We start from the raw sequence: 24,222 nt of genomic DNA, 5'->3' as shown, positions 1-24,222 counted from the left end.
TTTCAGGCGGGCGAGCCCTGCATGGCAACGGAAACTAGTCGATCAGCTTCACCTCGACGTCGAGTGCCCGGTACGTCTCCAGGGCGCGGCGGTCGCGGGTGCACAGGACGACTCGGTGCTCCCGGGCCGTGGCTCCCACGAGGGCGTCGTACACGGCACCGCCCGAGATGCCGGCTGCGGCGAGCCGATCGATGAGCTCGGCGGCGACCGATGGGCTCAGGTGGCGACTGAGCGGGAAGTTCACGGTGATCAGCTGGGTCGCGGCGCGCGCGGTGCGCCGCGCCGGCGGCGGGAGGCGGGTCAGGACCGAGAAGGCCTCGAACGCGGCATGCCCGGACAACCCGAGGCGAGCGCCGCGCAGCGCCCCGGTCACGGTCTCGTGGTGCTCATGATCCGCGACGACGAGGGGAACGGCGACGCTGGTGTCGACGAGGAAGTCGGGCTCAGCGTTGGTCGGCATCGCGCAGGGCCCGGACGAGCTCGTCGTCGATCACAACGCCTGACGGCGGCACGACCAGTCGGTCACCCCGCTCGTCGAGGTCGTCGCCGGCGAGGGGCTCGATACGCAGCCCGGCTCCGTCGACCGTAACGTCCACCTCTCCAGCGCTCATGCCGACGCGTTCGCGCAGCTGCTTGGGAAGGACCAGGCGGCCCGCCTTGTCGATGGTCGTTCGCATACCATCAGACTACCATCGTCTTGCCATAGTCGGCGCCATCGTGGTGGTGAAGCAGGCCAGCGACGGGACGCTGCGGATCGTCCCGCCGCCGGCCGAGTTCTGATCGCTACGCCGTGTCGTCCACCAGCAGGGCGAGGATGCGCCAGTAGTTGCCGGTCGGGCTGGACAGCCGCAGGTCCACGGTGCGGCCCTCCGTGCCGCCGTCCAGGGTGAACTGCTCCCACGCGTAGGTGCCGGTCGGCAGCGTGGCTCTAGCCGGGACGACCACCTGGCCGTCTGCTTCCACGACGAACCCGGAGGTGGAGAAGTTCGGGTCCCCGGTCAGCAGCGACACCGCGTGCTGGCCCGGCGGCAGGGTCAGCCGCAGCACGCCCGGGCCCCGGTTGTCCAGCACGAAGTCCCGGCGCAGGGCATCGGGATGGCCGCGGTCGCGCTGTAGCGGCGCGCCGGTGACCCAGCCGTAGCCGCGGGCCTCGTCCCAGGCGTGGTCCGGTGACAACGGGGCGTACGACTCCAGTACCGGGCTGGTAGGCGAGCCACCGTCCAGCGCCAGCACGAGGTCGTCGCCGTGCGGGACGGCGTACGTCGCGGCGGCCGGTGCGCCGCCGACGACGACGCCCGGCGCGGTCACGGTCGCCGTGAGCTGCGCCTCGGTCAGCTGTCCGGCCGCCGGCCCGGCCGCGGGCGCGGTCACCGGCACGTCCAGCGTCACCGTCTCACCGGCCGCGACCGTCGCAGTCGCGCTGCCAGCCGTCCAGCCGTCCGGCACCGACACCGTCGCCGTCACGTCGGCCGCCGCGGCGGAGCGGTGGTTGGCGACGGTGACCGTCGCGGTGGTCTCCCGGCCGCTGAACACCGGCGCGGCGACCGCGACCTGCGTCGCCTCCACCGCCGGACGGACGGTGAGCGGCGCCGACAGCGACACGACGACGCGGTCCCGACCGATGTGCGCGTAGCCGGCCGCACCGGTCAGGCTCACCTCGCCCAGCGTGGCGCCGACTGGCACCGACACGTCCCACGCTCCGGTCAGCGTGGCGCCCGGCGCGAGCGACGCGGCCGACGTCGGCCCCGCCGGCTCGGCCTGCCAGCCGTCCGGCACGGTCAGCTCGACCGCGGGCGCGCGCAGCTCAGTGTCGCCGTCGTTGGTGAGACTGGCCTCGACGCGCACCGTCTCGCCCGCGGTGACCGCCCCGTCGCCGGGCACGAGCGCAGCGCTGACCCCGTCGGCCCGGCTCAGCGCCGTCTGCAGCGCCGTCGCGGCGGCGTCGAGCGGGACGAGCAGGCCGGCGGCGACGTCGTCGGCCATCGCGCCGTCGAGCTGCTGACCGCGCACCCATTGCCGGCCCTGGTTGGCGAACATCAGCGCCCGGTCCAGGTGCCGGTCGAAGCCCGGGTCGTCGCTGGCGGTTTCCAGCGCGCCGGCCAGTTCCACGTCCATTCGGTCCGCGGTGCTGTTCAGGTATGCCGACTGCTCGTCGGTCAGCGCGGCACCGTGCTCGGCGACGGCCGCGCGCAGCGCCCGCACCTGCGCGTGGGCCGCGCGGACGCCGTCGAGCACGGTGTGCCCGAAGCGCAGCGAGTCGAGGTTGAACAGGTAGGTGTCGCCGGGGTTGTTCGTGAAGACCAGGAACAGCTCGTGGCTGCCGCCGGGGTCCTCCACCGGGATGGTGACGTTCTCGAAGGCGTACGAGTCGCCGGTCGGCTCCAGCCGGCCACTGCCGACGAGCGGTCCGTCGACGGCGTCCACCCGCAGCTCGATCGTGCCGCCCGTGCCGGCCGACGCGTACCGCACGTCGACCTGGTCGACGCCGCGCAGGTTGATCGGTTCGAACGACAGGTAGTCACCGTGGCCGATCTGGCCGACCATCCGGTTGCCGGTGCCCTCCTCGGTGTCGAAGAGGACGACGTCGCTGGCGCTGGTCCAGTGCTCGGCCTGCTTGAGCCGCGGCTGCAGGATGGCGGAATCTCCGCCGGTGAGCGGCTCGACGCCGTCGGCGCCTTGGTCGGTGTAGGTGGAGTCGACGATGTAGTAGATGTTGTCGTGCTCGCCGTGCCCGTCGTCGACGATGGTCTGGATCTCGCCGGTGCAGCCGTGGTACTGCTCCAACGGGTGCCCGTGCTGATCGTGCCCGAGGTAGGGCTGGGTGATCACCTGCTGGCAGTCGATGCCGTCGCCGGAGGTGCCGTCCTCGGCATCGGCGACCTCGACCTCGAAGCCGACCGGCTCGCCGAAGTCGAAGAACTGCCCGTCCACCGGCTCGATCATCTCGACCTCCGGCGCGGTGTTGCCCACGCTGATCGGCAGGTTGACGATGCCGGTGCGCCCGGTCGGGTCGGTCACGGTGAGCCGGGCGGTGACGTTGCCGCGCTCGGTGTAGGTGTGCGTGGGGTTCGCCTCGGTGGAGTCGACCGTGCCGTCGGACTCGAAGTCCCACGCGTACTCGATCGGGTGCTCGTCGGGGTCGCCGGAGCCCTCGCTGGAGAACTCGACCGTCAGCGGCGGCTGGCCGGACGTCGGCGTTGCGGTCGCGCGGGCGACGGGCGACCTCTCACCGGGACGAGCGTAGTTGATCTTGTAGATGCCGGAGTCGGTGTTGGGGTCACCGCGCCCGGAGCCGCCGTAGTTGGTGCCCCACTCGATGACGTACAGCGAGCCGTCCGGGCCGAACTGCAGGTCGATCGGGCGCAGGAACTCCACACCCGGCATGAACGGGTTGATGATCGCCGGCTGGCCGGCCTCGTCGAGCTTCACCTCGAAGATGGCGTTGCGGGTCCACTCGGCGATGAGCACGGTGTCGTCGTAGTACTCGGGGAACTTCGCCTCCGACGGGTTGTCGGGGTCGAAGTGGTAGGTCGGCCCGCCGATGGCCAGGCGGCCGCCGCTGCCGAGCTCCGGATACTCCGGCGACACGTCGTACGGGTAGGGCAGCCAGGCCGGCTGTGCCGGCGGCAGCTGCGTCAGCCCGGTGTTGTTCGGCGAGTCGTTGACCGGGCCGCCGGCGCAGTCGTACAACGGGCCGGACTCGCTGGTGGCGTAGTCGAAGTCGTTGTACGCCTGGTTGGCGCCGATGCAGTGCGGCCAGCCGAAGTTGCCCGCCGCCCGGGCCTGGTTCCACTCGTCGAAGCCCTTGCTGCCCCGGGTGTCGCTGTCGACGCGGGCGTCCGGGCCGACGTCGCCCCAGTACAGCCAGCCGGTCTCCTCGTCGACGTGGATGCGGTACGGGTTGCGCAGGCCCATCACGTAGATCTCGGGCCGGGTGTTCGCCGTGCCGGGCGGGAACAGGTTTCCCGCGGGGATCGTGTACGTGCCGTCGTCCTCCGGGTGCACCCGAAGGATCTTGCCGCGCAGGTCGTTGGTGTTGGCCGACGACCGTTGGGCGTCGTTGTACTCGAAGCCCGGCCGCTCGTCGGTCGCGCCGTAGCCGCTGCAGCAGGGGGAGGAGTTGTCGCCGGTCGCGACGTAGAGGTTGCCCTGGGCGTCGAAGTCCATGCCGCCGCCCTCGTGCGCGTTGACCTCCCGCTGCGACGGCAGCTCGAACAGCACCTGCCGCGAAGCCATGTCGATGGTCCCGGTGGCCTCGTCGTAGGTGAAGCGGGCGATGACAGTGTCTTCGTCGTCGATGGGGGAGTAGTAGAGGTAGAGCCAGTGGTTCTCGGCGAAGTCCGGGTCCAGCACGATGCCATGCATCCCGTGCGTGTGCTCCACCAGGACGTCGAAGGTCGCGACCGTCTCCGTCTGCGCCGTCGTGGGGTCGAAGACCTTCACCGCGCCGCCGCGCTGGACGTAGAACACCCGGCCGGTCTCGTCGATGTCCATGGCCAGCGGGTCGTCGGTGTTGCCGTCGAGCAGGACCTTCTCGAAGTTGTGGTTCGATGTCGCGCCGCAGTCGCCGTCGACGACGCCCGCGGCCCACTGGATGCCGCCCAGCAGGTGCTGGACGAACAGCGGCTCGTCGGTGAACGCCGACGGGTTGTGGCCCATGCCCGTGTACCAGGAGCGGCCGCCGTCGAAGTTCTGACACCACGTGATCGGGTGGTCCGCACCCATCCTGTGCCCCGTGTAGGACTTCGAGTCGAAGCTGGCCAGCACGTGCACGTCGCCGCGCGGGTTGGTGACGAAGTCGTACGGTTCCTCGGTGCGCACCCACTCCTGCGGCAGGTGACTCGTCGACGGGTGCACCGGGTCGTCGACCTCGACCTCCACCTCCTGGATCGGCGGATGGCTCAGGAAGAACGCGCCCACCAGCTCGCCGTACCACTCCCAGTCCCGCTCGGTGCCCGACGCCGAGTGGATGCCGACGAAGCCGCCACCACCCTGGATGTAGCGCTGGAACGCCGCGCGCTGCTCCTCGTTCAGCAGGTTGCCCGCCTGCGGCGTCGAGTTGGTGTTGTTGAAGATCACCACCTCGAACTCGGCGAGCGTCTCGTCGGTGAAGTTGGCGGCGTCGTCGGAGACCACGACGTTGAAGCCGTGCTCCTCGCCGAGAGCCTCGATGGCCGCGACGCCGTACGGGATGGACTCGTGGTAGAAGTTCGTGGTCTTGGAGAAGACCAGGGCGTCGAAGCTCTCGGCCTGTTGAGCCTGCATCGTGCCCGTCGCGGCGACGGCGGACAGGGCCGCGGCAGGCAGGACGACGGCCGAGAGAGCGACGGCGACCGCGGTGACCAGGGCTGGACGGTACATGAACCGGCACCTCCGATGCGCCAGGCGGCGACGTTCGGTCTGTGGTTCTGTGCAAGCGCTTACCGGAATGGTGGAAAGCGCTTGCCGCGAAGCATAGGGCTGGGTTACGGGCGGATCAAGTGGAGTTACGACATATGTCACGGATTGGCCGTGACCGGCCGCTCGCGCGGGTTCGCTGGTGGCTGGTGAAGCGACGGTGTGGGAACGCGCCGTCCCGAAATCACCAGGAGTTCTCGCGCCTCACCAGGGTTACGACCATGGTGGAGCACACGCGATCCTCGTGATGTAGCGGATCGTTGATGATCAAGGGCACAGCAAACGCGAGCCTGTGCCCACGCCCTGGGCCTTGATCAACACAAGAAGGGTGGTTCGAGGTCAGAAACGCAACGTTCGCAGGGCGTGGAAGCTGTTGCGGGCGGTGCTGAGCTCGTCCTGCGGGTTGTCGTGCTCGACGAGGAACTGGCGGACTCCGCCGCGGCGGGCATCCTGGAACATCGTAGCGAAGTCGAGCACGCCGGAGCCTACGTCCGCGAACCCGCCGTCGGGTGCCATGTCCTTGACGTGAAGCGCGGGGAAGCGGGCGGGGTAGCGGACGAAGTAGTCGGCGGCGTCGTGACCGCCCTTCGCCGCCCAGTAGACGTCGAGCTCGAAGCCGACGTAGTAGGGGTCGGTCTCCTCGACCAGGATGTCGTAGAGCACCCGGCCGCCGTCGGTGCGGAACTCCGCATCGTGATTGTGGTGCAGCACCTTCAGTCCGTACGTCGCGGCGATCGCCCCGGCCCGGTTGAACTCGGCGGCCGCCTGGCGGATTCCGTCGGCGGTGTACAGCGACCCGGGCAGGCTGGAGGTCACCACCCAGTGGCCGCCCAGCGTGACGACGTCCTCGCAGGCCCCCTCCAGGTTGTTCGTGAGGCGGTCGTAGCCGACGTGTTCGAGGACGGCCCTCATCCCGGTGTCGTCGATCATCGAGCGGATCGCCGCGGCGCTGTGACCGTGCCGTCCGCTGACGCCGACGGTGGCGTAGCCGATGTCGGCGAGCGCCTGGAGCGTGCCGGCGAAGTCGACGGCGAGGGAGCGGCGCATCGTGTACAGGTGCATCCCGATCGACGGGCGGGGGATGATCCGCATTGGCGTGGGTTCCGAGGCGGCCGCGGCGACGGTCGGACCGAGGGCGACGGCGCCGGCCGAAGCGAGGGCGGTGCGGACGAAAGTGCGGCGGTTCAGGGGCACGGGACGGGGCATCGTGAGTTCCACCTTCCGGGGTTCGACGGTGAACTTCTGACGGTGGCAAGCGCTTTCCGCTCAGCCAAGCTAACGGTGGCCGCCGCTCGGAGTCAACGTTTCGGTCACCGGCGACAGCGGCTGCGTGGGACGATCACCCGCGGGCGCGGAGCGTCGCCAGGGCGTATGCCGCACCGGTGCACAGTGCGGCGGCCGCCAGTCCGGCCAGCGGTGCACCGGGTACGTCGGCGACCGTGAGGACGATGCCGAGCCCGGCGGCGGGCAGCCACATCGACCAGATGACGGGGCGCGGTGCGCGATGCCGGCGCCGTCGGGCCCAGGCCTCCCAGGTCAGCGGCACCACCAGCGGCGGCAGCACGGCGGCGAGGACCGTGAGCCAGGGGAGCAGCGCGGACTCGAACCCGCCGACCGCGAGCACCAGCCCCGCCGAACCCACCAGAACCATCGCCGCCCGGCCGGACAGCCCGCTGACCGAACGCAGCGCCAGACCGCCGGAGTGGAACGCGGTCAGGCACGGCGCCACCACCGCCACGACCACCAGCACCGTGCCGACCTGTGAGGTCCGCAGGTGGGCGACGAGGTCCGACGAGCCGCTGTGCAGGGCGATCGTCGTGCCGGCCGCGGCCGCGACCAGCGTCGGCAGCACCAGGATGCCGGCGCAGGCCCACAGGTCGGAGCGGCCACGCAGCCCGGCGGTGAAGTCCGGGGCGCGCAAAGCGAACACCGACACGTAGCCGACGAAGACCGCGACGTCGGCGAGGAGGGGCCCGGCCTGCCCCAGCTCGGCGGTCACCGGCGGCTGGTCGCCCGGTGAGCCGCGGGCGGCGATCATGACCACGAGCGCCAGCGCGGCCGCCGTCGTCACCATGGCCAGGGCGTTCCAGCGGTGCTGCCCGGCCAGTGCGAGCGCCATCAGCGGCAGCCCGAGCACCACCACGCCGAGCCAGCGCGGCGTGCCCACCACGGAGGCCAGCGCGGCGCCGCCCAGTCCCGCGTTGAACCCGAGCCAGCCGGCCATCGCCAGTGCCATCATGAGCGCGACGAGGGTGCGGCCGCTCCGCGGGAGGTAGGCGTCGAGGACGTCGGCCAGCGCCCAGCCGTCGCCGTGCGGCGGACGCAGCCCGAACCGGCCCTGCAGGATGAGCAGGACCGTCATCGCCACGCCACCGGCCAGCAGCGCCACCAGCGGCATCGGCCCGTCGTGCCGGTCGGCCACGCCGGCGCCGAGCACCAGCGCCGCCGGCGACGTGCCGATGGCCAGCCACGCGCCGGCGGTGTTCCACCACCGCCGTTCCGCCGCTGACCCCGCCGGTCCCGGCGCCGGCCCGCCCGCCGTCATCCGTGGTGGCCGCTGGCCCCGAGCAGTGTCCGGATCTCCCGCGCCAGCGTCTCGAACGCCGGGCTGGACATGGTGGCGCCGTAGTCGCGCTGCGCCGGCAGGTCGACGTCGTACACCCGGTCGATCCGGCCCGGTCGCGGCGTCATCACGACCACTCGCTGGCCGAGGTAGACGGCCTCGGCGATGGAGTGGGTGACGAGGACGACGGTGGTGCCGGTCTCGCGCCAGATGCGGTGCATCTCGACGTTCATGTGCTCGCGGGTGAGCGCGTCGAGGGCACCGAACGGTTCGTCCATGAGCAGCACCGGCGGCTCGTGCAGCAGCGCCCGGCACAGCGCCACCCGCTGCTGCATGCCGCCGGAGAGCTCGTGGGGCAGCGCGGTCTCGAAGCCGGTGAGGCCGGTCAGCTCGATGAGGTGGTCGGCCCGCTCGGCGGCGCGTCGCTTGTCCATGCCGCGCATCTCGGCCTGGAGCAGGATGTTGGCCCGCACGCCGCGCCACTCCAGCAGCGCGGCCCGCTGGAAGGCGAAGCCGATCTCGCGCTGCGGCTCGGTGACCGCCGTGCCGAGCAGGTGGACCTCGCCGTCGCTCGGCGGCATCAGCCCGGCGACGATCTTGAGCAGGGTCGACTTGCCGCACCCGGACGGGCCGACGATGCTCACGAACTCTCCGGCCCGTACCCGCAGCGACACGTCCGACAGCGCCGTCGTCCGCTTCCGCTTCGAGCTGAACGTGCAGCTGAGGTTGCGGATGTCGATGGTGGTCTCGGTGGCGGCCGCCGCGGGCTGCCCGGATGCGCTCGTCGTCATGGTGTCCGACATCGTTCCCCTCACTACGTCGCCCTCAACCCCGTCGTCACTGCGTCGTGCTGAACGAGGAGTCCCAGTACGTCGACGGGTCGCCCGGGTCGGAGAGCTCGGCGTGCTCGGAGAGCAGGTCGATCGTCTCCTGCCACTGTTCCTCGCTGTTGACGCCCGGCGCGCCGGCCTCGTCCAGCCGGAGCAGCCCGATGCTCTCGTCGAGCTGGGCGCGCAGCACCTGCGCCGGCGGCGTCTCGTCGGCGCCTTCCTCCATGGCGGCCGCGGCGGCGTCGGGGTTCTCCGCGGCGGCCTCCCACGAGCGCGCGGTGGCCCGGACGAACGCCTCGACCAGCTCGGGGTCGTCGTCGATGGTGTTCTGGTGCGCGACGATGCCGGTGCCCAGCAGGTTCATGCCCCAGTCGGTGTAGAGCAGGGCGTCGACGGGCTTGCCGCTGATGTCCTCGATGGTGGGCGCCTGGTCGTGGAAGAAGCCCATGATGGCGTCGGCGCGGCCCTCGACCAGCGCGGCGATCTTGCCTGCGGGGTCGACGTTGACCACCTCGACGTCCTCGGGGTTGACGCCGTTGAGCTCCAGCCAGGCGGGGAACGTCGCGTACATCGCGTCGCCCGGGGTGCCGGCGACGACCTTGTCCACGAGGTCGGCCGGCTCGGTGATGCCCTGCTCGCTGAAGAACTCCACCGACGCCGGCCCGGTCTGCAGGAAGACGCCGACGCTCTTGATCGGCATGCCCTCGGTGATGCCGTTGAGCAGCGGCGGCGTGTCGGCCCAGCCGAAGTCGGTCTGTGACTGGGCGACCTGCTGCACGGTGGTGCCCGAGCCGCTGCCCGGCCGGATCTCCAGGTCGATGCCCTCCTCCTCGTAGATGCCCTCGGCCACGCCGTAGTAGAACGGCGCGTGCTCGCCGTAGGGCACCCAGTTCAGGGTCAGGGTCACCTCGGTGATCTCACCGTCGCCGGTGGACGCGGTCGGGTCGTCGTCGCCGCAGGCGGTGAGGACGAGAAGGGCCACCGCCGAGGTGGTCAACAAGCTGCGTCGCATGATGCGGCACCTTTCATGGCGGACGTGTCGGGGCGGATGTAGACGGGGCGGACGCGGTCAGGAGGTGGTCAGTGGGACGCCCTGGCGCCGGCTGGCGTGCCAGGGGATGAGCAGCGCCTCGGCCGCCTCGACGAGGATGAAGAGGACCACGCCGAGCGCGGACATGAGGATCAGGTCGGCGAACAGCAGGGCGGAGTTGAGGTTGCCGCTGGCCAGCAGTAAGACGTAGCCGAGTCCCTCGTCGGCGCCGACGAACTCGCCGACGACGGCGCCGACCACGGCCAGCGTGACGGCGACCTTGAGGCCGGACAGCAGGTGCGGCAACGCACCGGGGAACCTGATCTTGCGGAACGTCTTCCAGCGGCTGGCCCCCATGGTCGCGGAGAGGTCCAGCAGCTCGGGGTCGGTGGAGCGCAGCCCGGCCACCCCGGACACCACGACCGGGAAGAACGCGATCAGGACGGCGAGGATCACCTTGGGCATGGGCCCGAACCCGAACCAGACGACGAGGATCGGCGCAATCGCGATCTTCGGAATGACCTGGGCGAACAGGATGAGCGGGTAGAGCGCCTTCTCCAGCGTCGGCGAGTACACGATGAGCACGGCCGCGAGCATCCCGATCACGGCGGCAAGGACGAAGCCGACCACCGTCTCGTAGGTGGTCACCCAGGTGTGCTCGGCGAGCATCTCCCAGTCCTCGATCAGCGTCGCCCAGACGTCGCCGGGCGTCGGCACCAGGTAGGCGGGGAAGACCTCGGCGGCGGTGACGATCCACCAGCCGACCCACAGGAGCACCAGGATCAGGCCGGGGCGCCAGGTGGCGGAGAGCACCTGGCGGGCCCGCTCGGCCGCGCGGCGCCGGTCCGGCCGCTCGTCGTCGTGGTCGCCGTCGGGGGAGGCGGTCGTGGTCCCGGGGTGGGAAGCAAGATCAGACATCGAAGTACTCATCCGTGTCGTCGGCGGCGGGGATGGCGATGACGAGTGCGCGCAGCTCGCCGACGGCCCGGTGCCGGCAACCCGGCGGGATCAGGAACGCGCTGAGCGGACCGGCCAGGTGGGACCGTCCGTCGAGCTCCACCCGCCCCTCGCCCTCGAGCACGACGTAGATCTCCGTGGCCTTGCGGTGGTAGTGGGTGACCGCGGCGTCGACGTCCAGGAGGTGGACGCTCGCGGTACCGGGCTCGACGTCGACGAACGCCCGGCGGGTGGACCCGCACGAGCACGCTCGGGGCTCTATCGCGTCGAGCCGGGCCGTCGCAGGGGCAGCGGGCATGGCGCCTCCAGTGGAAAACGCTTTCCTCGTGTTGGGCGACGTTACCGGGACGTTGGTGAGGCGGTCAAGAGTCCGGTGTGCATCAGGGCGTGGGCTTGGGGAGCGGTGTGAACCGGCGCCGGATCGCCTCACGCAGACCTATGCGGGAGCGGTCGGCGATGGCCAGGGCGGCCAGCGCACCGGTGACGGCGACGACGAGCGTCGCCACCGCGCGCAGCTCCTCCGGCAACCGCTCGAGCGGGCCCCACCCGTCGAAGGTCGCCAGTGTCGCGACACCGGCGACGACGGCGGCCGTGACCAGCCCGCCGCGGCGTGGCCGGGGCAGTTCCGGCGGCGGCTGGCCCTCCCAGCCGACGAGCACCCCCATCGCGGCCAGTGAGATGCCCAGGACGCTGCCGACGCCACCCCAGTCGGCGATGGCCATGATCGTGCCGACGGTGGCGAACACGCGCGACGGCAGCCCTGCCGGGTCGCGTCGCGTGGCGGGCAGCCAGGCGATCGAGCAGCCGATGCCGATCAGCAGGACAACCCCGGCCGTGACGAGGCGGAGGCTGTGGTCGGCGTCGAACATATGCGTCATTCGACCACGTTTCCGCCGCCCATGACGAGTGGGAGCTGCGCGTAGTCTGAGCCCTGTGCTGATCTCCGCGGCCATCTGCCCCCATCCGCCGCTGCTGGTGGCGGGCCTCGGTCCCGCGCGCGACGCCCGCCTCGACCAGCTGCGTTCGGCCTGCTGGTCGGCGGTCGAGGCGCTGCGCGCCGGTAGTCCGGACACGCTGGTCGTGGTGGGTACCGGTGCGACGACGACGAGCGACGCGCCGCGCGCCGGCAGCCTGGCGCCGTACGGCGTCGACCGCGAGGTCGCGCTGCCGGGTGGTGGCCCGCCCGCGGCGGACGGTGCTGTACTGCCGCTGTCGTTGTGCGTGGGCGCGTGGCTGCTGGAGCGCGACGGCTGGGACGGCACGGTGGTCGCGGCGACGGTGGCCGCGGACGGCTCGGCGGCGGACTGCGTCGGGCTGGGGGAGCGGTTGGCCGGTCAAGCCGACCGCGTCGCGCTGCTGGTCATGGCCGACGGGTCCGCCCTGCGGGCCGACACCTCACCGCCGCAGGTCCGCGAGAAGGCCGCCGGGTTCGACGCCGCGGTCGCGAGGGCGGTCCTGGACGGCGACCCGCAGCAGCTGCTCGCACTGGACAGCGAGCTGGGTGCTGCGGTCGGTTCGAGCGGGGTCAATCCGCTGCGCGTGCTGGCCGGCGCGGCCGCGGACGAGCTGTTCGACGCCGACGTCCTGTACGACGAGGCGCCCTACGGCGTCGGCTACGTGGTAGGGGTGTGGGAGCGGCACGGCTGAGGCGCGCGTCGCTCCCACGGTCGTGCTGGCGGCGCGTCAGGCCGGGTTGTTCTGATCCTTGTCGCCGTCCAGGCCCTCCAGGAGGTCGCGGGCCTTGTCGTCGGCGGTCTCGAGGTGCTCGCTGTACTTGCCGCCGGTCTTCTCGTCGATGAAGTCGGTCGCCTTGTCGACGCCGTCGCCGACCTTGTCGGCGTTGCCCGACACAGCGCCGGTGATCTTGTTCTTGATCTCGTCGAAGCCCATGTTCGGCACTTCCCCTCGTGACAGTGGGCCGTCTCGGCCGCCCCGTGCGGCGCGATGAGCACCCGATCGCCTTCTTACTCCGCTCGGATGGCCCACGCAACGCGTTCCGGCATTCTCGTGGCCGGGCCGGTCGCTGTACGCGACGACAGTGGAATGGCACCGGATGAATCCTGGATAACAAACCAACCATACAGCATGGGCTGGACGGTGGTTTCACATCCCCGTGGCTCGCGTGATCATAGTCCGCGAATTCGCGATAACTCTCGATGAATCCGCTGGTCAGCGGTGAAGATTGCCGAGATCTTGCCATATCGATTCAAACCCCCTAGCTTGGATGCAGGCACGGCGGCCCGCGGCGTAATAGCGGGGCACGTGCCGATGCTGGGCCCCAGTGAGTCGTCGACGATTGTCGGGTCGATGTGTGGCGCGTCAGGCGCCCGCGGCGCCGTGCGCTTGATCTGCGGATTTCCGACGTGTTGGCGGGCCGATACCGGCGCAATGGCGCGTTGGTGATGTCTCGAGAACTTGCCGCTCAAGAAACTGGTGGGAGTTTTGCATGCCCGAAAGTGACCAGATCGGCGACCGACGGAATACCACGACCTTGTCGAGTACGGAGTGCTCTCCCGGCCAGGACTTCGGCAACGATCCACTCGAGGTCCGCGCCACCGACCATTACACCGCAGAATACGTCACCAGCTTCGTCGAGAAATGGGATGAGCTGATCGACTGGAAGAGACGCTACGAGAGCGAGGGCAGCTTCTTCATCGACCAGCTCCGATCACGGGGAGTGCGCAAGGTTTTGGACGTGGCCACCGGTACCGGCTTCCACTCGGTGCGGCTGCTGGAAGAGGGGTTCGAGACCGTCAGCGCGGATGGCAGCCCACAGATGCTGGCCAAGGCGTTCGCGAACGGGCTGTCCCACGGCGGCCACATCCTGCGGGTCGTGCACGCCGACTGGCGCTGGCTGAACCGTGACGTCCACGGCGAGTACGACGCGATCGTGTGCCTGGGCAACTCGTTCACACACCTGTTCTCCGAGCGTGACCGGCGCAAGGCGCTCGCGGAGTTCTACGCCATGCTCAAGCACGACGGCGTACTGATCCTCGACCAGCGCAACTACGACGCCATCCTCGACGACGGCTTCGCCAGCAAGCACACCTTCTACTACTGCGGCGAGGACGTCTCGGCCGAACCCGAGCACGTCGACGAAGGGCTGGCGCGGTTCCGGTACCGCTTCTCCGACGGCTCGGAGTACCACCTGAACATGTTTCCGCTGCGAAAGGACTACGTGCGTCGGTTGATGCGCGAGGTCGGGTTCCAGAAGGTCGACACCTACGGCGATTTCCAACAGACCTACGCCGACGACCGGCCGGACTTCTACATCCACGTCGCCGAGAAGCACTATCGACCCGACGAGGAATTGGCGGATATGTACTCGTCGGCGGTGCACACCGCCCGCGACTACTACAACTCCGCGGACGCGGACAACTTCTACGCCACCATCTGGGGCGGCGAGGACATACACGTCGGTACCTATGACGACGCCGCCGAGGACATCGCGACGGCCAGTAGGCGGACCGTCTCGACGATGGCCGAGCTGGTCGATGTCGGCCCCGGCACCAGGGTCCTGGACGTCGGTGCCGGTTTCGGAGGCGCCGCCCGGTACCTGGCCCGGACGTTCGGCTGCAGGGTCACGTGCCTGAACCTGAGCGAGATCGAGAACCAGCGCAACCGGCGGTTGAACCGTCAGCAGGGCCTGGACGACCTCGTCGACGTCGTCGACGGATCGTTCGAGGACCTTCCGTTCGAGGACCGCTCGTTCGGCCTGGTCTGGTCGCAGGACGCGTTCTTGCACAGCGGCGACCGGGCCCGGGTCCTGGACGAGGCCAGCCGCGTGCTCAAGCCCGGTGGTGTCCTCGTCTTCACCGACCCGATGAGTGCCGACGACGCCGCGCCCGACGCGCTCGCCCCGATCCTGCGGCGCTTGCACCTGGAGTCCATGGCCTCGCCGCGGTATTACACCAGCCAGCTGGACCGGCTGGGCATGACGAGCGTGGAGTTCCACGATCGCACGCCCGACCTGGCCCGGCACTACCGGCGGGTCCTCGAAGAGACCGAACGGCGCGGGCCAGACCTGCGGGGCCTGGTCAGCGACGAGTACCTGACCCGGATGAAGGCCGGCCTGCGGCACTGGGTCGACGGCGGCCTGGCCGGGCACCTCACGTGGGGGATCTTCGTCGCGCGGGTGTGATCGCACCCAGCGTCGCTCAACCACCAACCGCCGCCGTGCCGTCGCGCCCGCGGCGTGTCATCGCCTGCCCATGACGGCCCGCCCGCCACCAGCGGGTGGCCACGATGTGAGAAGAGCTGAGAGATGACCTTTCGACGTCTGTTCACGAGTGAGTCGGTGACCGAAGGCCATCCGGACAAGATGGCGGACGCGATCAGCGACTCCATCCTGGACGCGATGCTCGAGCAGGACCCGCGCTCGCGGGTGGCCGTCGAGACCCTGATCACGACCGGTCAGGTGCACGTGGCCGGCGAGGTGACGACGACCAGCTACGTCGACATCCCGGCGATCGTGCGCGATCGGATCCTCGAGATCGGCTACGACTCGTCGGTCAAGGGGTTCGACGGGGAGTCCTGCGGGGTGAACGTCGCGATCGACGCGCAGTCCGCCGACATCGCGCAAGGTGTCGACACCGCGCACGAAGCACGGGTCGAGGGCGCCACCGATGCGATCGACGGCCAGGGCGCGGGCGACCAAGGGCTGATGTTCGGCTACGCGTGCTCGGACACGCCCGAGCTGATGCCGCTACCCATCGCGCTGGCGCACCGGCTGTCGCGCCGGCTGGCGACGGCGCGCAAGGACGGCACGCTGCCGTACCTGCGCCCGGACGGCAAGACACAGGTCACGGTCGAGTACCAGGACGAGCGGGCGGTGCGGCTGGACACCGTCGTCGTGTCCAGTCAGCACGCCGCTGACATCGACCTGGACCGGATGCTTGCCGTGGATATTCGCGAGCAGGTGATGGCGCCGGTGCTGGAGGGTGTCGATCTCGACGTCGGCGACGCCCGGCTGCTGGTCAATCCGACCGGCCGGTTCGTGGTGGGCGGTCCGGTCGGCGACGCCGGCCTGACCGGTCGGAAGATCATCGTCGACACCTACGGCGGGATGGCTCGTCACGGCGGTGGCGCCTTCTCCGGCAAGGACCCGTCCAAGGTGGACCGCTCCGCCGCGTACGCGATGCGCTGGGTGGCCAAGAACGCGGTGGCGGCCGGGCTGGCCGCGCGTATCGAGGTACAGGTGGCCTACGCCATCGGCAAGGCGGCACCGGTGGGCCTGTTCGTCGAGACGTTCGGCACGGAGGCGGTGGACCCTGCCAAGATCCAGCTGGCCGTCGAGGAGGTGTTCGACCTGCGCCCAGCGGCGATCATCCGTGACCTCGACCTGCTGCGACCGATCTACGCGCCGACGGCTTCGTACGGGCATTTCGGCCGAGCCGACCTGGATCTTCCGTGGGAGCGGACGGACCGGGTGGACGAGTTGCGGGTGGCGGCTCGCCTCTGACCGCTGTCCGCACCGTTCCCAGCAGCCGAGGAGGCCCCATGCGTTTCGCTGTGACTGGATCGATCGCCACCGACTACCTGATGGTGTTCCCCGGCAGGTTCACCGACCAGCTCGTCGCCGACCGCCTCGACCAGGTGTCCCTGTCGTTCCTCATCGACCGCCTCGATGTCCGCCGCGGTGGTGTCGCGGCCAACATCGCCTACGGGTTGGGCTCCCTGGGTCTGCGGCCGGTGCTGGTCGGTGCCGTCGGCCAGGACTTCGAGGAGTACCGCGCCTGGTTGGAGGAGAACGGCGTGGACACCGCGTCCGTCCGTGTGTCGGATGAGCGACACACCGCGCGCTACCTGTGCACGTCGGACAGCATGAACAACCAGATCGCCTCGTTCTACACCGGCGCGATGGCCGAGACCCGTGAGATCGACCTGGCCGAGGTCGCCGCTCGTGACGGCGGGATCGACCACGTGATCATCGGAGCCAGCGACCCGGAGGGCATGGTCCGGCACACCGAACAGTGCCGGGAGCTGGGGCTGCCGTTCACGGCGGACTTCTCCCAGCAGATCGCCCGGATGAGCGGTGACGAGGTGGCCTCGCTGGTGCCCGGCGCGCGATACCTGTTCACCAACGAGTACGAGGCCGGCCTGCTGATGGAGAAGACCGGTTGGTCCCACGAGCAGGTCCTGGCGCGTGTCGGCAGCTGGATGACGACGCTGGGCAGCGGCGGCGCGCGGCTGGAGACGACGGGGACGGCACCGGTGACGGTGCCGTGTGTGCCGGCCAAGCGGGAGCTCGATCCGACCGGCATCGGCGACGCGTTCCGGGCCGGCTTCTTCGCCGCGATCTCGTGGGGCGTCGCGCCCGATCAGGCGATGCGGACGGGCTGCCTGCTGGCCACGATCGTGCTGGAGGCACGCGGTCCGCAGGAGTATCGGCTGGATCGGGCGGTCTTCGTGCGCCGCATGGCCGATGCCTACGGCGAGGACGCGGCGGCGCAGGTCCAGCCGTTCCTGCCGGCGGGCGCATGAGAGGAGACGGCGTGTCCGCCGACACCTTCCTGGACGCCCTGGACCGCCGGGTCCTCGTGGCCGACGGTGCGATGGGCACGATGCTGCAGGCCCACGACCTGAGCCTGGACGACTTCGCCGGTCTGGAGGGGTGCAACGAGATCCTCAACGTCACCCGTCCCGAGGTGGTCCGGTCGGTGCACCGCGCCTACTTCGAGGCCGGGTCGGACCTGGTCGAGACGAACACGTTCGGCGCCAACTGGGCCAATCTGGCCGAGTACGACATCGCCGAGCGGATCGGGGAGCTCGCCGAAGCAGGTGCCCGGCTGGCGCGGGAGGCCGCCGACGAGTTCTCCACTCCCGAGCGGCCGCGCTTCGTGCTCGGATCGATCGGGCCGGGCACGAAGCTGCCGACGCTCGGGCACGTCCGCTACGCGCACCTCCGCGACGCCTACGCCGAGCAGGTGGCCGGCATGCTGGCCGGTGGCATCGACGTCGTCCTCGTGGAGACCAGCCAGGACCTGCTGCAGACAAAGGCCGCGATCCTGGGCGCGAAGCGGGCGATGCGCGCCGCCGGGCATGCGGTGCCGATCATCGCCCAGGTAACCGTCGAGACCACCGGGACCATGCTCGTCGGCAGCGAGATCGGGGCGGCCGTGACGGCGCTGGAGCCGCTGGGCATCGACCTGATCGGCATGAACTGCGCGACCGGCCCGGCCGAGATGGGCGAACACCTGAGGTACTTGTCCCAGCACGCCCGGGTGCCGCTGTCGGTGATGCCGAACGCCGGCCTGCCGGAGCTCGGCCCGAACGGCGCGGTGTACCCCCTTGGGCCGGACGAGCTGGCCGAGGCGTTGGCCGGATTCGTCGGCGACTACGGCGCGAGCCTTGTGGGCGGCTGTTGCGGCACGACGCCGGAGCACCTGCGCGCGGTGGTCGACGCGGTGAGCGAGCTGCGTCCGGCCGAGCGCACGCCCGACCGGGAGGCCGGAGTGGCCTCGATGTATCAGGCCGTGCCGTTCCGCCAGGACGCGAGCGTGCTGATGATCGGGGAACGGACCAACGCCAACGGCTCAAAGGCGTTCCGTGAGGCCATGGCCGCGGAGCAGTGGGACGACTGCGTCGAGATCGCCCGGACGCAGACCCGGGAGGGCGCCCACCTGATCGACCTGTGCGTCGACTACGTCGGGCGGGACGGTGCCACGGACATGGACACGTTGGCGTACCGGCTGGCCACGGCGTCGACGCTGCCGATCATGCTCGACTCCACCGAGCCGGCGGTGATCCAGGCCGGACTGGAGCGCATCGGTGGCCGTTGCGTGATCAACTCGGTGAACTACGAGGACGGCGACGGGCCGGCCTCGAGGTTCCAGCGGGCGATGCGCGTCGCCGGCGAACACGGCGCCGCCGTCGTCGCGCTGTGCATCGACGAGGAGGGGCAGGCGCGCACCGCCGACTGGAAGGTCCGGGTCGCGGTCCGCCTGATCAACGACCTCACCACGAACTGGGGCCTGAGTGTCGAGGACATCATCGTCGACACCCTGACGTTCCCGATCTCGACCGGGCAGGAGGAGGTCCGCCGCGACGCCGTCGAGACCATCGAGGCGATCCGGCAGCTGACGTCGCGATATCCGGCCGTACAGACGACGCTGGGGGTGTCGAACGTGTCGTTCGGGCTCAACCCGGCCGCCCGGCAGGTGCTCAACTCCGTCTTCCTGAACGAATGCGTCGGGGCCGGCCTGACGACGGCCATCGTGCACGCCTCGAAGATCCTGCCGATGTCGCGGATCCCGGACGAGCAGCGCGAGGTGGCCCTGGACCTCGTCTACGACCGCCGCCGCGACGGGTACGACCCGCTGCAGCGGTTCATGGAGCTGTTCGAGGGCGCGTCGGCGTCGTCGAACCGGGAGACCCGCGCCGAGGAGCTGGCCGCGTTGCCACTGGGAGAGCGGCTGGAGCGGCGCATCGTCGACGGGGAACGCAACGGGCTCGAAACGGACCTCGACGAGGCGTTGTCGACCCGTCCTGCTCTCGAGATCATCAACGACACGTTGCTGTCCGGCATGAAGACCGTCGGCGAGCTGTTCGGGTCCGGGCAGATGCAACTGCCCTTCGTCCTGCAGTCGGCCGAGGTGATGAAGGCCGCCGTGGCGCACCTGGAACCACACATGGACAAGGACGATGCCGGTGGCAAGGGCAAGCTCGTCTTGGCCACCGTCAAGGGCGACGTCCACGACATCGGCAAGAACCTCGTCGACATCATCCTGTCGAACAACGGTTACCAGGTGGTCAACCTCGGGATCAAGCAGCCGATCGGCGCGATCATCGACGCGGCCGGCGAGCACCGGGCCGACGCCATCGGCATGTCCGGGCTGTTGGTGAAGTCCACGGTGATCATGAAGGAGAACCTGGAGGAGATGAACGCCCGCGGCGTGGCCGAGAGCTGGCCGGTGCTGCTGGGCGGCGCGGCGCTGAACCGCACGTACGTCGAGGACGATCTCGCCGAGGTCTACAAGGGGGAGGTCAGCTACGCTCGCGACGCGTTCGAAGGGCTGCGGCTCATGGACTCCATCATGAAGCGCAAGCAGGGCGGGGTCGTCGAGGCCGATCCGGCCGCCGAGGCCAAACGCGCCGAGCGACGCGCCCGCCGGGAACGGTCGAAGAAGCTCGCCGAAGCCCGCCGAGCTCAGCGGGACGGCGACGCGCCGCCCGGCGGCAGGTCCGACGTCGCCGCCGACGTCGCGGTACCCACCCCGCCGTTCTGGGGCACGAAGGTGGTGCGTGGTGTCGCGCTGGCCGATTACGCTGCGCTGCTCGACGAGCGTGCGACCTTCCTCGGGCAGTGGGGGCTGCGCGGCGCGAAGGGCGGTCAGGGGCCCAGCTACGAGGAGCTCGTCGAGACCGAGGGCCGGCCGCGGCTGCGGTACTGGCTGGACGAGCTGACCACTCGCGGCGTGATCGCGCACGCGGCGGTCGTGTACGGGTACTTCCCCTGCGTCTCCGACGGGGACGACCTGATCGTGCTGGACGCGCCGGCCCCGGAGGCGGGGGAGCGCTACCGCTTCAGCTTCCCGCGGCAGCGGCGGGACCGGCGGCTGTGCCTGGCCGACTACTACCGTTCGCGCGAGCTCGCGGTCCGGCACAGCACGGTGGACGTCCTGCCGCTGCAGCTGGTGACGATGGGCCAGCCGATCGCCGACTTCGCCAACGAGCTGTTCGCCGCGGACTCGTACCGCGACTACCTGGAGGTGCACGGGCTGGGGGTCCAGCTCACCGAGGCGCTGGCCGAGTACTGGCACCGGCGGGTCCGCCAGGAGCTGCGCTTCGCCGGTGGCGTGGCGGTCGCGGCCGAGGACGCCGACGACGTCACGGACTTCTTCCGGCTCGGCTACCGGGGCGCGCGGTACTCGCTGGGCTACGGGGCCTGCCCCGACCTGAGCGACCGGGAGAAGATCGTCGCCCTGCTCGAGCCCGACCGGATCGGGGTCCGGCTGTCGGAGGAACACCAACTGCACCCGGAACAGTCGACCGACGCCTTGGTGGTGCACCACCCCGAGGCCAGCTACTTCAACACCTGATCGATACGAGGAGTGTGGGTGCGGACATGACCACGAACTACTTCCAGACCGTCAACGGCATCGACTTCGCCGTCGCCGACCTGGGCCTCGCCGAGTTCGGCCGGCACGAGATCCGGCTGGCCGAGCACGAGATGCCCGGCCTGATGGCGTTGCGCCGCGAATACGCCGAGAGCAAGCCCCTTCTGGGTGCCCGGGTCTCCGGTTCGCTGCACATGACCGTGCAGACCGCGGTGCTCATCGAGACGCTGGTCGTGCTGGGCGCCGAGGTGCGGTGGGCGTCGTGCAACATCTTCTCCACCCAGGACCACGCCGCCGCGGCCGTCGTCGTCGGTCCCACCGGCACGCCGGCGGCTCCTGCGGGCGTCCCCGTCTTCGCCTGGAAGGGCGAGACGCTGGAGGAGTACTGGCACTGCACCGAACGAATGCTGACGTGGCCGGAGCTCGAGGGCCCGAACATGATCCTCGACGACGGTGGTGACGCGACACTGCTGGTGCACAAGGGGGCGGAGTACGAGAAGGCCGGCGCGGTGCCGTCGGCGAGCGACACGGACTCGGCGGAGTGGGCGGTGGTCCTCGACCTGTTGCGCACCTCCGTAGCGGCCGACCCGTCCAAGTGGACGATGGTGGCGGCCGGCATCCGTGGCGTCACCGAGGAGACGACCACCGGCGTGCACCGCCTCTACCAGCTCGCCGAGGCCGGCGAGCTGCTGTTCCCGGCCATCAACGTCAACGACGCGGTCACCAAGTCCAAGTTCGACAACAAGTACGGGTGCCGGCACTCGCTGATCGACGGCATCAACCGCGCGACCGACGTGCTGATCGGCGGCAAGACCGTCGTCGTGTGTGGTTACGGTGACGTCGGCAAAGGCAGCGCGGAGTCGCTGCGCGGCCAGGGCGCCCGGGTGATCGTCACCGAGATCGACCCCATCTGCGCCCTCCAGGCGGCCATGGACGGCTACGAGGTCACGACCCTCGACGACGCCGTCGACCGCGCCGACATCATCATCACGACCACCGGCAACAAGGACGTGATCACGATCGGGCACATGACGCGGATGAAGCACCAGGCGATCGTCGGCAACATCGGTCACTTCGACAACGAGATCCAGATGGCCGAGCTCGGGCGGTACCCCGGCGTCGATCGCACCACCATCAAGCCGCAGGTCGACGAGTGGACCTTCCCCGACGGGCACTCGATCATCGTCCTGTCTGAGGGGCGGCTGTTGAACCTCGGCAACGCGACCGGGCACCCGTCGTTCGTCATGTCCAACTCGTTCTCCGACCAGACCATCGCGCAGGTCGAGCTGTTCACCAAGCCCGAGCAGTACGGACGCCAGGTGTACGTGCTGCCCAAGCACCTCGACGAGAAGGTCGCGCGCATCCACCTGGAAGCGCTGGGCGGCAAGCTCACCGAGATGACCAAGGACCAGGCGGACTACCTCGGCGTGCCGGTCGAGGGGCCGTACAAGAGCGACCACTACCGCTACTGACCCGCGGCGCCGAGAGATCTGGACGTGACGCCGTGACGACCGTGCTCGACCGACTCGCCGAACGCCGGCCGGTCTTCTCCGTCGAGTTCTTCCCGCCGCGCGACGACGCCGAAGAAGCGGTGTTGTGGACGGCGATCCGCCAGCTCGAACCCCTGGACCCGGCCTTCGTGTCGGTGACGTACGGCGCCGGGGGCTCCAGCCGGGGGCGAACCATCCGGACCACCGCCCGCATCGCCGGTGAGACGACCCTCGTGCCGGTCGCCCACCTCACCGGGGTCGGCCACTCGCGGGCGGAGCTACGCAACGTGGTCGGCTGGTACGCCGGGAACGGCATCCGCAATGTGCTGGCCATCCGGGGCGACCCGCCGGGCGGACCGGCCGGCGTGTGGGAACCCCACCCCGACGGCATCACCCATGCCGAGGAGATGGTGCGCCTGGTCGGTGGGCTCGGCTCGTTCTGCGTCGGGGTCGCGGCGTTCCCGCACGGACACCCGGACTCCACGGACCTCGACACCGATACCCAGCGGCTCGTGGAGAAGATCCGGGCGGGGGCGAGGTTCGCGGTGGCGCAGATCTGCTTCGAGCCGGAGCAGTTCCTGCGGCTGCGGGACCGGCTCGCCGCGCGTGGGTGCGACGTGCCACTGCTGCCAGGGGTGATGCCCCTGACGACGAAGCGGACGCTGACGAAGTCGGTCGAGCTGTCCGGAGTGGCGGCGCCGCCGGAGCTGACCGGCTGGCTCGCCCGGTATGACGACGACCCGTCCGGGTTCCGAGCAGCCGGCATGGACATGACGACCCGGACCTGTGAACGGCTGCTCGCCGAGGGCGTGCCGGGTGTGCACTTCTACACGCTGAACCGGTCCACGGCGACCCGCGAGATCGTCGGCCGTCTGGACCTCGGCCCGGCACGTTCGGCGGCTTGAGGGCGGCGCGGCGGCGGGCCGCGCGGTGCCCATTCCCGCGGCGGTGGGAGACTTGCACCCGTGCGGACCGGCAGTGACACCCCCGTTCTCGCCGTCGTCGGGCCCACGGCCGCCGGCAAGAGCGACCTGGCCGTCGAGCTGGCGCTGCGGCTGGGCGGCGAGGTGGTCAACGCCGACTCCATGCAGCTCTACCGCGGCATGGACATCGGCACCGCGAAGCTCACCCCCGCCGAGCGCCGCGGCGTCCCGCACCACCTGCTCGACATCTACGACGTCACCGAGCCGGCCACCGTCGCGGAGTTCCAGCGGCTGGCCCGCGACGCCATCGACGACTGCCGGCGACGGGGTGTGGTCCCGGTGCTGGTCGGCGGCAGCGCGTTGTACGTGCGTGCGGTGCTGGACGAGTTCGAGTTCCCGGGCACCGACCCCGTCGTCCGCCGCCGGCTGGAGGCGGAGCTGGCCGAGGTGGGCGCGCCCGAGCTGCACAGCCGCCTGGCGGTCCGCGACCCCGTCGCCGCCGCGGCCATCCTGCCGACGAACGGGCGGCGGGTGGTACGGGCGCTGGAGGTCATCGAGCTCACCGGCCGGCCGTTCGCCGCGACGCTGCCGCCGCGGCGCTACGCCTACGACCCCGTCCTCCAGCTCGGTCTGGACGTGCCGCGCGACGTGCTCGACGCGCGCATCGAGCGCCGGGTCGACATCATGTGGGAGCGCGGGCTGGTCGACGAGGTGCGACGACTGGCAGGCGGGCGGCTGCGCGACGGGCCCACCGCCAGCCGGGCCCTGGGCTACGCGCAGGTGCTGTCCTTTCTCGACGGCGACTCGACCGAGGAGGCGGCCCGGACGGAGACGGTGCAGGCCACGCGGCGGTTCGCGCGCCGCCAGCACGCCTGGTTCGGCAAGGACGAGCGGGTCGCGTGGCTGCCGTTCGATGCCGGCGACCTGGTCGATCGCGCGCTGTCCTACCATCGGCGGTCGTGACCTCGCCGGCG

The 24,222-nt window shown here is 70.4% G+C and carries 19 protein-coding genes; 8 read left to right on the top strand and 11 right to left on the bottom strand.

What is annotated here, in order from left to right; translation table 11 throughout:
* Positions 1-34: 34 nt before the first annotated feature.
* The 10 genes from E1269_RS04540 to E1269_RS04495 all read right to left on the bottom strand — a co-directional run bounded on the left by E1269_RS04540 (position 35) and on the right by E1269_RS04495 (position 11,655).
* Positions 35-460: a type II toxin-antitoxin system VapC family toxin gene (locus tag E1269_RS04540; RefSeq protein WP_131891839.1), complete on the bottom strand. Its 426-nt coding sequence runs from the start codon at positions 458-460 to the stop codon at positions 35-37.
* Positions 444-677, bottom strand: coding sequence for an AbrB/MazE/SpoVT family DNA-binding domain-containing protein (locus E1269_RS04535; RefSeq protein WP_131891836.1), 234 nt, complete (start codon positions 675-677; stop codon positions 444-446). Before E1269_RS04535 ends, E1269_RS04540 begins: the two co-directional genes overlap by 17 nt.
* 106 nt (positions 678-783) lie before the next feature.
* Positions 784-5,361: a ThuA domain-containing protein gene (locus E1269_RS04530; protein ID WP_131891834.1), complete on the bottom strand. Its 4,578-nt coding sequence runs from the start codon at positions 5,359-5,361 to the stop codon at positions 784-786.
* A 375-nt stretch (positions 5,362-5,736) separates the two neighbouring features.
* The gene (locus E1269_RS04525; RefSeq protein ID WP_131891832.1) at positions 5,737-6,603 is read right to left on the bottom strand and encodes a sugar phosphate isomerase/epimerase family protein; all 867 of its coding nucleotides are present in this window, start codon (positions 6,601-6,603) and stop codon (positions 5,737-5,739) included.
* 133 nt (positions 6,604-6,736) lie between these two features.
* Positions 6,737-7,942 carry a purine-cytosine permease family protein gene (locus E1269_RS04520; RefSeq protein ID WP_131891830.1) on the bottom strand — a complete coding sequence of 402 codons (1,206 nt, stop codon included), beginning with the start codon at positions 7,940-7,942 and terminating at the stop codon, positions 6,737-6,739.
* A complete protein-coding gene (locus E1269_RS04515; RefSeq protein ID WP_131891828.1) occupies positions 7,939-8,751 on the bottom strand; it encodes an ABC transporter ATP-binding protein in 813 nt (270 codons plus the stop codon). Before E1269_RS04515 ends, E1269_RS04520 begins: the two co-directional genes overlap by 4 nt.
* A 46-nt stretch (positions 8,752-8,797) precedes the next feature.
* Entirely contained in the window at positions 8,798-9,802 is a 1,005-nt protein-coding gene (locus tag E1269_RS04510; protein WP_131891826.1) for an ABC transporter substrate-binding protein, read from the bottom strand.
* A gap of 57 nt (positions 9,803-9,859) precedes the next feature.
* Positions 9,860-10,738, bottom strand: coding sequence for an ABC transporter permease (locus E1269_RS04505; RefSeq protein WP_131891824.1), 879 nt, complete (start codon positions 10,736-10,738; stop codon positions 9,860-9,862).
* On the bottom strand, positions 10,731-11,075 hold the full coding sequence (locus tag E1269_RS04500; protein WP_131891822.1) for a cupin domain-containing protein: 345 nt from the start codon (positions 11,073-11,075) through the stop codon (positions 10,731-10,733). The genes E1269_RS04505 and E1269_RS04500 overlap by 8 nt, the downstream gene beginning before the upstream one ends.
* 82 nt (positions 11,076-11,157) lie before the next feature.
* Positions 11,158-11,655 carry a hypothetical protein gene (locus E1269_RS04495; RefSeq protein ID WP_131891820.1) on the bottom strand — a complete coding sequence of 166 codons (498 nt, stop codon included), beginning with the start codon at positions 11,653-11,655 and terminating at the stop codon, positions 11,158-11,160.
* 55 nt (positions 11,656-11,710) lie between these two features.
* Between E1269_RS04495 and E1269_RS04490 the strand changes: the two genes are divergently transcribed.
* Positions 11,711-12,424, top strand: a complete 714-nt coding sequence (locus tag E1269_RS04490) for a class III extradiol ring-cleavage dioxygenase family protein (protein WP_131891818.1) — start codon at positions 11,711-11,713, stop codon at positions 12,422-12,424.
* A gap of 36 nt (positions 12,425-12,460) precedes the next feature.
* On the opposite strand, the gene E1269_RS04485 is transcribed toward E1269_RS04490, so the two are convergent.
* Entirely contained in the window at positions 12,461-12,667 is a 207-nt protein-coding gene (locus tag E1269_RS04485; protein ID WP_131891816.1) for an antitoxin, read from the bottom strand.
* Between the two features lie 601 nt (positions 12,668-13,268).
* Here E1269_RS04485 and E1269_RS04480 point away from each other — a divergent pair.
* The 7 genes from E1269_RS04480 (at position 13,269) to miaA (ending at position 24,211) form a co-directional block, all read left to right on the top strand.
* Positions 13,269-14,918 carry a glycine/sarcosine N-methyltransferase gene (locus E1269_RS04480; protein WP_203432888.1) on the top strand — a complete coding sequence of 550 codons (1,650 nt, stop codon included), beginning with the start codon at positions 13,269-13,271 and terminating at the stop codon, positions 14,916-14,918.
* 123 nt (positions 14,919-15,041) lie between these two features.
* Positions 15,042-16,238, top strand: coding sequence for a methionine adenosyltransferase (metK, locus tag E1269_RS04475; protein ID WP_131891812.1), 1,197 nt, complete (start codon positions 15,042-15,044; stop codon positions 16,236-16,238).
* A 38-nt stretch (positions 16,239-16,276) separates the two neighbouring features.
* The gene (locus E1269_RS04470; protein ID WP_131891810.1) at positions 16,277-17,260 is read left to right on the top strand and encodes a carbohydrate kinase family protein; all 984 of its coding nucleotides are present in this window, start codon (positions 16,277-16,279) and stop codon (positions 17,258-17,260) included.
* A gap of 11 nt (positions 17,261-17,271) precedes the next feature.
* Complete coding sequence (gene metH, locus E1269_RS04465) at positions 17,272-20,817, top strand: methionine synthase (RefSeq protein ID WP_239000771.1); 3,546 nt, start codon at positions 17,272-17,274, stop codon at positions 20,815-20,817.
* Between the two features lie 26 nt (positions 20,818-20,843).
* A complete protein-coding gene (ahcY, locus tag E1269_RS04460) occupies positions 20,844-22,307 on the top strand; it encodes an adenosylhomocysteinase (protein WP_131891806.1) in 1,464 nt (487 codons plus the stop codon).
* 32 nt (positions 22,308-22,339) lie between these two features.
* Positions 22,340-23,230 (top strand): methylenetetrahydrofolate reductase, encoded by an 891-nt coding sequence (locus tag E1269_RS04455; protein WP_131891804.1) that lies wholly within the window; start codon positions 22,340-22,342, stop codon positions 23,228-23,230.
* A gap of 60 nt (positions 23,231-23,290) precedes the next feature.
* Entirely contained in the window at positions 23,291-24,211 is a 921-nt protein-coding gene (miaA, locus tag E1269_RS04450) for a tRNA (adenosine(37)-N6)-dimethylallyltransferase MiaA (protein ID WP_131891802.1), read from the top strand.
* Positions 24,212-24,222 lie beyond the last annotated feature (11 nt).

The organism is Jiangella asiatica (assembly GCF_004349065.1).
GTDB classification, from domain to species: domain Bacteria; phylum Actinomycetota; class Actinomycetes; order Jiangellales; family Jiangellaceae; genus Jiangella; species Jiangella asiatica.
The sequence above is the reverse complement of the archived record's forward strand: the minus strand, read 5'-3'. Positions and strand labels throughout refer to the sequence as shown.

Excerpts from the sequence above, each read along its gene's own strand:
- E1269_RS04520 (WP_131891830.1), bottom strand. The coding sequence starts at position 7,942 with ATGACGGCGGGCGGGCCGGCGCCGGGACCGGCGGGGTCAGCGGCGGAA.
- metK (WP_131891812.1), top strand. The coding sequence starts at position 15,042 with ATGACCTTTCGACGTCTGTTCACGAGTGAGTCGGTGACCGAAGGCCAT.
- E1269_RS04485 (WP_131891816.1), bottom strand. The coding sequence starts at position 12,667 with ATGGGCTTCGACGAGATCAAGAACAAGATCACCGGCGCTGTGTCGGGC.
- E1269_RS04535 (WP_131891836.1), bottom strand. The coding sequence starts at position 677 with ATGCGAACGACCATCGACAAGGCGGGCCGCCTGGTCCTTCCCAAGCAG.
- E1269_RS04510 (WP_131891826.1), bottom strand. The coding sequence starts at position 9,802 with ATGCGACGCAGCTTGTTGACCACCTCGGCGGTGGCCCTTCTCGTCCTC.
- E1269_RS04495 (WP_131891820.1), bottom strand. The coding sequence starts at position 11,655 with ATGACGCATATGTTCGACGCCGACCACAGCCTCCGCCTCGTCACGGCC.
- E1269_RS04525 (WP_131891832.1), bottom strand. The coding sequence starts at position 6,603 with ATGCCCCGTCCCGTGCCCCTGAACCGCCGCACTTTCGTCCGCACCGCC.
- E1269_RS04505 (WP_131891824.1), bottom strand. The coding sequence starts at position 10,738 with ATGTCTGATCTTGCTTCCCACCCCGGGACCACGACCGCCTCCCCCGAC.
- E1269_RS04515 (WP_131891828.1), bottom strand. The coding sequence starts at position 8,751 with ATGACGACGAGCGCATCCGGGCAGCCCGCGGCGGCCGCCACCGAGACC.
- ahcY (WP_131891806.1), top strand. The coding sequence starts at position 20,844 with ATGACCACGAACTACTTCCAGACCGTCAACGGCATCGACTTCGCCGTC.
- E1269_RS04470 (WP_131891810.1), top strand. The coding sequence starts at position 16,277 with ATGCGTTTCGCTGTGACTGGATCGATCGCCACCGACTACCTGATGGTG.
- E1269_RS04540 (WP_131891839.1), bottom strand. The coding sequence starts at position 460 with ATGCCGACCAACGCTGAGCCCGACTTCCTCGTCGACACCAGCGTCGCC.
- E1269_RS04500 (WP_131891822.1), bottom strand. The coding sequence starts at position 11,075 with ATGCCCGCTGCCCCTGCGACGGCCCGGCTCGACGCGATAGAGCCCCGA.
- E1269_RS04530 (WP_131891834.1), bottom strand. The coding sequence starts at position 5,361 with ATGTACCGTCCAGCCCTGGTCACCGCGGTCGCCGTCGCTCTCTCGGCC.